The organism is Actinospica acidithermotolerans (assembly GCF_018139625.1).
GTDB classification, from domain to species: domain Bacteria; phylum Actinomycetota; class Actinomycetes; order Streptomycetales; family Catenulisporaceae; genus Actinospica; species Actinospica acidithermotolerans.
Genome location: NZ_JAGSOH010000101.1, coordinates 18709 through 27418 on the forward strand (window position 1 = coordinate 18709; position 8710 = coordinate 27418).

Genomic DNA, 8710 nt, shown 5'->3' on the forward strand with positions numbered 1-8710 from the left:
GAGAACGGCTGATTTCCGCGTTGCCGGGGGGTTAATCCGGCGGTGGAAGTTCATACCTGCGAGGGAATCTTGCCGGGACGTCCACCATTGCGCGCGGAAATGTGGTGCGGCGCCGATCTGGGCAGGTGCGTGAGCGCTCGGAAACAATCGGTGGCGTCGAGCTCACCTCACCTTCGAGAGTGACGGGGGAAGTCCATGCACAGATCCGTCTCCGAGTCCGCCGACGCGCCGGGCGCGCAGGACGGCGCGGAGCTCGCGCACTTCGGCGCCGACCGCGAATCGGTGTACACCGCGTTGTGCGCACGGCTGTTCGACCACCTGCCGCGCAGCGACCAGCGCAACCGCGGCACCGACTACCTGCTCGGGCTGCTCGCCGCGCAGGGCCGCAAGTCCATCAGGAACATCGCCGCGCTGTTCGGCGGCCCCGAGGTCGAGCAGCGGCTGCACCACTTCGTGTGCTCGTCCACCTGGGACTGGGCGCCGATGCGGCGCGCGCTGGCCGAGTACCTGCACGAGGCGACGGCGCCGGCGGCCTGGGTCGCCGCGCCGATGATCATCCCGAAGACCGGCACCAGCTCGATCGGCGTGGACCGCAGGTTCGTGCCCGAGCTGGGCCGGGTGCTCAACGCCCAGCAGGCGGTCGGCGTGTGGGCCGCCGCCGAGGACTACAGCTGCCCGGTGAACTGGCGGCTGCAGCTGTCCGGGCCCTGGCTGGAGGACGGTGCGCGGCGCCGGGCGCTGATCCCGGACCTGGTCGGGGCGGCCGGGCTCGAGGAGTGCACGGCCGAGGTGTGCGTGGAGACGGCGCGCGACTGGCGGCTGCCGCAGCGCCCGGTGGTCCTCGACGCGCGGGCGATGAACGCGGCGACCGTGGTGCGCCGGCTGCTGGCCGCGGACGTGCCCTTCCTGGCGCGGGTGGCCGGCGGGCTGCGGCTGGCCCCGGTGGACGCGGCCCTCTCCCGCTGGAGCAGCCGGCCGGAGGCGGCGCGCGCCATCACGAAGGTGGCGCGCACGCTGCTGCGGCCGGTCGCCTGGCGCAACCACGAGGCGGGCGGCGGCGCGCGCGGCGGCATGGCCGCGGCGATCCGGGTCGAGCTGGAGCGGCCCGCGGCGCGCACGGCCGGGCGGGCGGAGCTCTCCCTGCTGAGCGTGGCCGGGGACCGGCACGGCGGCGGCGAGGAGTTCTGGCTCACGGACCGCTCCCCCGCCGAACTGCCTGCGCTGGTGCGGCTGACCCGGCTGCCCGGGCGGGTGCATCGGGACCTGCACGAGGTGGCCGACGAGGTGGGCGTGCGCGACTTCACCGGCCGCTCGTACGCGGGCTGGCACCGGCACATCACCCTCGCCTCCGCGGCGCACGCGGTGCGCGCGCTGGAGGCGGCGGGCGCGGCGTAGGAGGGGGTTCGGGGGCGCGCGGACGGCGGCCGCGCCCCGGGATGACCTTGACACCCCGGGACGACTCCTCTTAGATTCTAGCTATCTTGCCGACTAAGAAATACGATCAGTGAACTTCTTAGCTGCCCGGGGCGCGAAACCCGGGCAGAAAGGCGCGCGATGAATCAGCAGTCCGACAGCTCCCCGCCGGCCGAGCCCACCCCTCGCGACCGGCACCAGAACCAGACCAGGGACCGGGACCACCACCCCGGCCGCTGCCCGCTGGATGCCCCGCACTCCCTGCTGAGCCGGCGCGAGGCCGCGGTGCTCCGGCTGATCGCCCGCGGCCTGAGCAACGCCGAGATCTCGGAGCGGCTCTCGCTCAGCGAGCACACCGTCAAGTCCCACGTGCAGCGCCTGCTCGCGAAGCTGGGGCTGCGCAACCGCGTGCACGCGGTGATCTACGCGTACGAGGTCGGGGCGGTCAGCCCCGGCACGCGCTCAGCGCCCGCCGACCCCGTCGGCCTGCTGCGCTGACCAGCGGATACTCGGGGGACGACGCTGTCCCCCGACTACCGCGGAACGCTCGCTTCCTCCAGTGCGCCCCGCCTAGGCCCGGGACGGTCAGCCCCGGCACGCGCTCAGCGCCCGCCGACCCCGTCGGCCTGCTGCGCTGACCAGCGGATACTCGGGGGACGACGCTGTCCCCCGACTACCGCGGAACGCTCGCTACTTCCAGTAGGCCTTTCCCGCATAGCGCGGCAGCATGACCCGGCGGTAGATCACGCGGGCGGGCGCCGGCAGGATCCGCATCGCGCTCCGGTGGAGCTCCGGATCGGCCTCGTCGAGCATCCACGGCAGGAACTCCAGGCCGCGGCCCAGCGAGTTGATCTTCCGCGAGTGCTTCGGGAACTCGTTCCACTCCGCCTTCGTCAGATGCGCCTCGATCAGCGGCAGGGCCGCGGCCTCCTCGTGCGCCATGTGCTCGCCGAGCGCCTGGGCGGCCTCGGCCGCGGCCGCGGACAGCGCGCCCTGGTCGCCGGACGCGAAGCCCGCGTCCACCTGCGCGAGCAGCGGGTCGATCCGCCCGTGTTCGCGCTTCATCGCGTCGATCACCTCGACGTCCGCCGGCTCGGTCACCTTGCGGCGCAGCGCGGGCCACAGGGTCGCGTCCTCCGCGGTGTGGTGGATGTGCAACTGGTGCTTGAAAGACTCCCAGCCGGCGGCCACGCCCGGCGTCTGGGCCCGTCCCTCGGCGACCGCCCCGGTCAGCCTCCGCAGGTCCCGTTCGAACGCGTCGTGGGTGGCGTACATCGCCGTGAAATCGATCTTCCCCTCGGCCAGGTTCCGGCGCCGCGCGGCCGTCCGCCCGGTCTCTTCGGTCGCCATGAGGCCCCCTCATAATAGAAACTCGAAACACCGGCGGACACGCCGGTCTCCGCCAATTTATCGTCTTTCCCATCGTCGTACTATGACGATTCTAGGAATGGACGGCGAGGGGCGCCTGATATTCGTACCCGTCGAGCGAGCTGCTTTGCGGGGAATGCATCCAGCTGATGAACTCCCGCATGTGATGGCCGGTCAGTCCGGACAACTTCCGGTTTCGCTCGCGCGCCGCGTCGCCGGCCGGATGCCAGACCTCGATGGTGCGGTGCGCGAAATCGTGCACCCTGGCCGTGCGGTCGCGTCGCAGCTTGCTGAGCTCGGCGAAGCGGGCGGCGAAATCCTCCGGCGCGCAGCCGTCGAGCAGCCGGCCGAGCAGCACCGCGTCCTCGATCGCCTGGCACGCGCCCTGCGCCGCGTAGTGCAGCGTCGGGTGCGCGGCGTCGCCGAGCAGCACGACCGGGCCGTCCGTCCAGCGCTGCACCGGCTCGCGGTCCACCAGCATCCAGGTCTTCCAGTCCTCGCCGAGCGCGAGCAGCCGCGCGACCTGGTCGCAGGCCTGCGGGAACTGCGCGAGCACCTCGTCCGCGGCGACCGGCACCCCGGCGTACCGCTCGGTGGCGCCGTTGTCGAGGCTGATCGCCAGGTTCAGCAGGCGGCCTCCGGCGATCGGGTAGTGCACGAGGTGCCACTTCGGTCCGGCCCACGCCGTGACCGAGGCCGGCAGGAGCAGATCGGCCGGCACGGTCTCCATCGGCGCGGTCGTGCGGTAGATCGTGATGCCCGAGACGATCGGGTCGCCGTCGTGCACCAGCTGACGGCGGATCGCCGAGTGGATGCCGTCGGCCCCGATCACGGCCGCGCCCGCGACGGTCTCGCAGTCCCTGAGCATGGCCACGGCGCCGTACCCGGTGATCCGGTACCCGGTGACCGCGGCGTTCGTGCGCAGGTCGATCAGCTCCGACTCCTGGCAGGCCGCGAGCAGTTCGGCGTGCAGCTGGGCGCGGTGGACGACGACGTACGGGTAGCCGAAGCGCTTCTGGTATTCGTCGGTGAGCGCCATGCTGGCCACGTGCTCTCCGGTCACGCCGTCCATGAACCTGAGCTCGTCCATCAGGGACGTGATGGGCGAGGTCGTCGCGTCGAGGCCGAGTTCGCGCAACGCGTGGATGCCGTTGGGCGCGATCTGGATCCCGGCGCCGATCTCGGCGAAGCGGTCCGCCTTCTCCAGCACGACCGCGGCGTGCCCGCGGCGGGCCACGGCGAGCGCCGTGGCCAGTCCGCAGATCCCGCCGCCGACGATGACGATCCGGTGCGCGCTGCTCATGCTCGGGTCTCCGTTCCCTGGGAGGCGCCGGTCAGGGCGCGCAGGACGAGCCCGCCGAGGATCTGCGGCCCGTCGAGCGTGAGCAGCGACTCGGCGTGGAACTGGGTGGAGGCGAAGTGCGGGCCGAGCAGGCCGTGCACCTCGCCGGTGTACGGATCGCGGCTGACGGCCACCGTTCCGACTCCGAGGGCGCGGAAGCCGTCGGCGGGCGCGTGCGCGGCGAAGGAGTTGTAGAAGCCGACCCGCTCGGGACCGTCGAAGAACTCGATCTCGCGTTGCAGCCCCTGGTTCGGCACCGGCAGCCGCATCAGCTCCAGGCCGAGGCGCCGGCTGAGCACCTGGTGGCTGAGGCAGACGGCGAGGAACGGGCGGCGCTCGCGCAGCAGCAGCCCGGCGGTCTCGTCGAGGTGCCGGATCTTGGGATGGGCCAGCTCGCGCGGATCGCCGGGGCCGGGGCCGAGGACCGTGAAGTCGAAGCCGCGGACGTCGGCCGGCGCGCATTCGTCGAAGCGGCGCACGGTGATCGCCGGACCCATCGCGGCCAGCTCGTCGCCGAGCATGCCGGTGAAGGTGTCCTCGGCGTCGACGACGAGAACGCGCAGCCCTTCGAGCTCGGGCAGCGCGCGCCGCCGGGCGCCGAGCGGGGCGAGCCAGAAGTCGGATATGGCGTCGTTGCGGTTGTCGAGCGCGGCGGCGACCCGCGGGTGGCGGGCGAAGCCGGCCGGCGCGGCGGCGGACTTCGAAGTCCGCGTCGAGGTCCCGCGCAGCACGCCGAGCAGGCCCGCGGCCTTCGCGGCGGTCTCGGCGACCTCGCGCTCCGGGCTGGAGTGCCGGACCAGCGTCGCGCCGACGCCGAGGCGCAGCGCGCCCTCGGGGCTGATCTGCGCGGAGCGGATCAGGATCGCCGAGTCGAGCGACACGAGGCCGTCCGCGTCGCGGCCGAACAGCGCGAGCGCGCCGGCGTAGTAGCCGCGGCCTTCGGGCTCGTACTTGCGGATCACCTGGCAGGCGCTTTCCAGGGGGCTGCCGGTGACGGTCGGGGCGAACAGCGTGCCGCGGCACAGCTCGCGCGGGTCAAGGCTGCTGTAGCCCTCGATGAAGTACTCGGTGTGCGCGAGCTTCGCCATCTCCTTCAGCCGAGGGCCGGTGACCCGGCCGCCGCCGTCGCAGACCAGCGACATCATCTTCAGTTCCTCGTCGACGACCATGTACAGCTCGTCGATCTCCTTGGGATCGTTGAGGAACTCGAGCACGCCGTCGAGATCGGGGCCGCCGGCCGGGTAGCGGTACGTGCCGCTGATCGGGTTCATGCTCGCGACGCCGGCGTCGAGGCCGACATGCCGCTCGGGCGACGCGCCGATCAGCGTGCCCCGGCCGGTGTGCACGAGGAACGTCCAATAGGCGCCGGTTTCCTGGGCGAGCAGCCGGCTGAACAGGCTGAGGGCCACGCGCGGACCGAAGTCGGCGATCCGCGCCTGGTAGGTGCGCTTGATGACGAAGTTCGCGCCGAGGCCGCGGCCGATCTCGTTCTCCAGCACGTCGCGCACGATCGCGGCGTACGCATCGTCGTCGATGTCGAAGCCCTCGGCGGACAGCTCGGCGGGCACGTCCTCGATGCGTGCTCGGACCTCGGCCACTGCCAGCTCCGCGTGTTCGGCGACCTTCAGTGCGAGCAGCGGCGTGTTGTCGTCCACGCACTCGAATCCGCGCTCGGCGATCTGCCGGAAGGGCACCAGGGCGAGCAGGTCGGTGCGCGGGCCGGCGGTCTCGGTGTCCAGGGGGAGGTCGGCAAGGCTCTTGTACTCGCCTACCTCGCCGGCCAGCACCTCTAACCGTCCGCCGCGGTGAATTAGCGCGAACGGCGGCGGGCTGTCGGACAGGACCGCGTCCAGGAGGGTGCTCACGGCGCACCGCCCTTCGCGGCCATGGTGATCACGTCGTCGGTCGTGGCGACAACCGCGCAGCGCTCGGCGACGTATTTGAGCGCGGAGCGGTGGTAGGCCTCGGAGAAGTCCGCGACCGCGTCGGCGACCACGAAGGTCTCGATGTCGTTCGAGAACGCCTCGACGGCCGAGGCCTGCACGCCCACGTGCGCGTACACGCCGCAGATCACGAGCTGGTCCCGGCCGTGCGCGCGCAGCCGGTCGAGCAGGTCGGAGTCGAAGAACGCGCTGTAGCGCCACTTCGTCAGGAACCAGTCGTCCGGTCCGGGCTTGAGGGGCTCGACGACCTTGCGGTCCTCGGCCGTCGCGGTCATGCCCGGCCCCCAGAAGTCCTTGAGCAGGCCGCGCTGGCGCTCGGTCATGTCGCCGGGCTGGGCCGTGTACGCGACCGGCATGCCCGCCGCCGCGCACGCGTCGCGCAGCCGGGCCGCGTTCGCGATCAGCCGGCCGCGCAGCGGTTCCGGAAGGGCGCGCAGGAAGTAGTGCTGCATGTCGTGCACGAGCAGCGCGGCGCGGCCGGGTTCGACGACCCAGCGCGCGGTGTTCGGCGCGGGCAGGTCGCCGGCCGCGGGCAGCGGGTAGGCGGCGATGGTCGGCATGCCGGAACGATTCTCAGACACCGAGCGTCGCACCGCCGTCCACCGTGAGCGTGTGCATCGTGATGTGCGAGGCACGGTCCGAGAGCAGGAAGGCGACGGCCTCGGCGATGTCGCGCGGGTCGGCGAGCTTGCGCAGCGGGATGCCGGCCTTGTAGGTCTCCAGGCTGCCGTCGATGGTCGAGGCGCGGCCGGACTCGTCGGCCCACATGCCCACGAGCATCGGGGTCTCGGTCGAGCCGGGGGCGACCAGGTTGCAGCGGATGCCGTGCCCGGCGACCTCCAGGCCGAGGCACTTGGTGTACATCTCCGCGGCCGCCTTGGACGCCGCGTACGCCGACATGGACACGCGCGCGGTCCCGGCGGCGTTCGAGACGATCGTCACCAGCGCGCCGGTGCGGCGCGGCAGCATCCGGCGGACCACGGCCCGGGACATCAGGAACACGCCGGTCGCATTGACGGCCAGGGTCTCGCTCCAGTCCCGCTCGGTGAGCTCCACGGCCGCGCCGGTGCGCAGGATCCCGGCCGCGTTCACGAGGTAGTCGGTCGGGCCGTGCAGCCGCTCCGCGCGGGCCGCGGCGGCCTCGACGTCTCCGGGGTCGGTGACGTCGGCGGGCACCGCCTCGATCCGGCCGCCGTCCGCGGCGATCTTCTCCACGTTCTCGCGCAGCCGCTCGGCGTCCCGGTCGACGGCGGCGACCGCGGTTCCGCGGGCGGCGAGCACCCGGGCCACGGCGGCGCCGATGCCGCCGCCCGCGCCGGTCACGATCGCCGTGCCGGGGTTCTCCGTCTTCGTCATCAGAACTCTCCTTCCTAGCCCTGCCACGCGGCGGCCACCTGGACCGCCTGGACGGGGTTGAGCCTCGGGTCGCACAGGCTGGTGTACTTGTGGCCGACGCGCTCGACCTCGGAGGCGTCGCGCACGCACTCGGTGACCTCGTCCGGGGTCGTCTCCAGGTGCAGTCCGCCGGCGACGCCGCCCGCCCTGCCCACCGCCCACTGGAAGCCGCGCACCTCGCGGATCACGGTCTCCGTGTAGCGGGTCTTGAAGCCGTCGGGGGTCGTCAGGGTGTTGCCGTGCATGGGGTCGGACAGCCAGATCACCGGGTGCCCGGCGGCGCGGACCGCCTTCACGAGCGGGGGCAGCCGGTCGGCGACGGCGTCGGCGCCCATCCGCGCGATGAAGGTCAGCCGGCCGGGCGTGCGGTGCGGGTCGAGCAGCGCGCACAGCTCCAGCGCCTCCTCGGGCGTGGTGCTCGGCCCGAGCTTGCAGGAGACCGGGTTGACGACGCGGGAGAGCATCGCGACGTGCGCGCCCTCGGGCTGCCGGGTGCGCTCGCCGATCCACGGCCAGTGGGTGGAGGTGAGCAGCAGTCCGCCCGCGCTGGTCTGCCGCAGCATGGGGCACTCGTAGTCGAGCAGCAGCGCCTCGTGGCTGGTCCACACCGCGGCGTCGAGCAGCGGCTCGCGCCGACCCCACCAGCCGAGCCGGTTCACGATCAGGTCGGCCGAGGCGTAGCAGTCCAGGATGCGCTCGGGGTCGGGCTCGCGCCGCTCGGCGGTCGGCTCGGGCAGGTTGACCATGTGGCCGCGGTACGCGGGCAGCGAGCGGCCGTCGACGTTCTCATGCGGCTTCGAGCGCGGCTTGGCGTACTGGCCGGCGATCCGGCCGACGCGCAGCACGGGCTTGTGCGCGGCCATCCGCATCGTGCCCGCCAGTAGGTCGAGCAGCGCCCGCTTGCGCGAGACGTCGGCGGTCCCGCACTCCTGCGGGTCCTCGGCGCAGTCGCCGGCCTGGACCACCAGGGCCCGGCCGGCGGCGACCGCCGCCAGCAGTGAACTCAGGGTGCGCACATCGTGCGCGGCCACCAGCGGCCGCCGGGTGTGCAGCTCCTCGACCACCCGATCAAGCCGGGCGGGGTCCGCCCAGTCCGGCTGCTGCCGGGCGGGCGCGGAGCGGATCTCGTCCAGTACGTGGTGCATCTCGGCTCTCCCGGGAGGTGTCTCGGCTTACCAGCTGCTGCGGCGCCAGCCGTCCGGCGTGCGGTCCAGCGGCGCGGAGGTGGCGGGACGGGGCCGCCAGCGCG

General features: G+C 72.8%; 8 protein-coding genes. 2 read left to right on the forward strand and 6 right to left on the reverse strand.

Annotation, left to right across the window (positions count from 1 at the left end):
- Window positions 1-195: 195 nt before the first annotated feature.
- A complete protein-coding gene (locus tag KDK95_RS26165) occupies window positions 196-1395 on the forward strand; it encodes an IS701 family transposase (RefSeq protein ID WP_212520953.1) in 1200 nt (399 codons plus the stop codon).
- A 159-nt stretch (window positions 1396-1554) separates the two neighbouring features.
- Window positions 1555-1911: a response regulator transcription factor gene (locus KDK95_RS26170; RefSeq protein ID WP_212520954.1), complete on the forward strand. Its 357-nt coding sequence runs from the start codon at window positions 1555-1557 to the stop codon at window positions 1909-1911.
- A 192-nt stretch (window positions 1912-2103) separates the two neighbouring features.
- Here the strand turns inward: KDK95_RS26170 and KDK95_RS26175 are convergent, their stop codons facing one another.
- The 6 genes from KDK95_RS26175 to KDK95_RS26200 all read right to left on the reverse strand — a co-directional run bounded on the left by KDK95_RS26175 (window position 2104) and on the right by KDK95_RS26200 (window position 8606).
- Window positions 2104-2763 carry a hemerythrin domain-containing protein gene (locus tag KDK95_RS26175; RefSeq protein WP_212520955.1) on the reverse strand — a complete coding sequence of 220 codons (660 nt, stop codon included), beginning with the start codon at window positions 2761-2763 and terminating at the stop codon, window positions 2104-2106.
- A 91-nt stretch (window positions 2764-2854) separates the two neighbouring features.
- Window positions 2855-4084: an FAD-dependent monooxygenase gene (locus KDK95_RS26180; RefSeq protein WP_212520956.1), complete on the reverse strand. Its 1230-nt coding sequence runs from the start codon at window positions 4082-4084 to the stop codon at window positions 2855-2857.
- The gene (locus KDK95_RS26185) at window positions 4081-5988 is read right to left on the reverse strand and encodes an anthranilate synthase family protein (RefSeq protein WP_212520957.1); all 1908 of its coding nucleotides are present in this window, start codon (window positions 5986-5988) and stop codon (window positions 4081-4083) included. Before KDK95_RS26185 ends, KDK95_RS26180 begins: the two co-directional genes overlap by 4 nt.
- Entirely contained in the window at window positions 5985-6626 is a 642-nt protein-coding gene (locus tag KDK95_RS26190; RefSeq protein WP_212520958.1) for an isochorismatase family protein, read from the reverse strand. Before KDK95_RS26190 ends, KDK95_RS26185 begins: the two co-directional genes overlap by 4 nt.
- Window positions 6627-6639: 13 nt before the next feature.
- On the reverse strand, window positions 6640-7422 hold the full coding sequence (locus KDK95_RS26195) for a 2,3-dihydro-2,3-dihydroxybenzoate dehydrogenase (RefSeq protein ID WP_212520959.1): 783 nt from the start codon (window positions 7420-7422) through the stop codon (window positions 6640-6642).
- A gap of 14 nt (window positions 7423-7436) precedes the next feature.
- A complete protein-coding gene (locus KDK95_RS26200) occupies window positions 7437-8606 on the reverse strand; it encodes a 3-deoxy-7-phosphoheptulonate synthase (RefSeq protein WP_212520960.1) in 1170 nt (389 codons plus the stop codon).
- Between the last annotated feature and the right edge of the window lie 104 nt (window positions 8607-8710).

Bases quoted from the DNA above. Each gene is read 5' to 3' on its own strand.
- KDK95_RS26190 (WP_212520958.1), bottom strand. From the start codon at position 6,626: ATGCCGACCATCGCCGCCTACCCGCTGCCCGCGGCCGGCGACCTGCCC.
- KDK95_RS26195 (WP_212520959.1), bottom strand. From the start codon at position 7,422: ATGACGAAGACGGAGAACCCCGGCACGGCGATCGTGACCGGCGCGGGC.
- KDK95_RS26165 (WP_212520953.1), top strand. From the start codon at position 196: ATGCACAGATCCGTCTCCGAGTCCGCCGACGCGCCGGGCGCGCAGGAC.
- KDK95_RS26180 (WP_212520956.1), bottom strand. From the start codon at position 4,084: ATGAGCAGCGCGCACCGGATCGTCATCGTCGGCGGCGGGATCTGCGGA.
- KDK95_RS26200 (WP_212520960.1), bottom strand. From the start codon at position 8,606: ATGCACCACGTACTGGACGAGATCCGCTCCGCGCCCGCCCGGCAGCAG.
- KDK95_RS26170 (WP_212520954.1), top strand. From the start codon at position 1,555: ATGAATCAGCAGTCCGACAGCTCCCCGCCGGCCGAGCCCACCCCTCGC.
- KDK95_RS26175 (WP_212520955.1), bottom strand. From the start codon at position 2,763: ATGGCGACCGAAGAGACCGGGCGGACGGCCGCGCGGCGCCGGAACCTG.